This is a genomic window from Xanthomonas pisi DSM 18956 (assembly GCF_001010415.1).
GTDB lineage: Bacteria > Pseudomonadota > Gammaproteobacteria > Xanthomonadales > Xanthomonadaceae > Xanthomonas > Xanthomonas pisi.
This window is the reverse complement of the sequence record NZ_JPLE01000241.1, coordinates 1-383: the sequence shown is the minus strand read 5'-3', so window position 1 is coordinate 383 and position 383 is coordinate 1. Positions and strand designations below refer to the sequence as shown.

Below are 383 nucleotides of genomic sequence, written 5' to 3'. Positions count from 1 at the left end.
CCCACAGCCTGATGACCCATGTGCGCTTCTCGTTCGTCGTACCGCCGCGGTAGTCCCGAGTGTAGTTCTTTCTACTAAACGCGGTGACCGCGATATTTATGGTAGTAATATCTTTTTTGTTGATTTCTTTGCTCAAGGCGCCAGCCATTATATTTTCGCTACTGCACAAGGTTGGCCAAAAGGTTTCTCTGGTGTAATCAAACTGAATGGTGGCTTATCATCTAATGAAACGGTTGAAGCCGGTGATTTAATGGAAGCTTGGGATTTGTTTGCTGACCGTGAATCGGTTAATGCACAGTTGTTTATTGCTGGTTCTTGTGCTGGTGAATCTTTAGAAGTTGCTTCTACAGTTCAGAAACACGTTGTAGCAATTGGTGATTCTC

At 44.4% G+C, this 383-nt stretch carries 1 protein-coding gene; it reads left to right on the top strand.

Annotation, left to right across the window (positions count from 1 at the left end; all coding sequences use genetic code 11):
• On the top strand, nt 1–383 hold a 383-nt coding region (locus Y887_RS19690), incomplete at both ends, for a tail sheath protein (protein WP_046965631.1).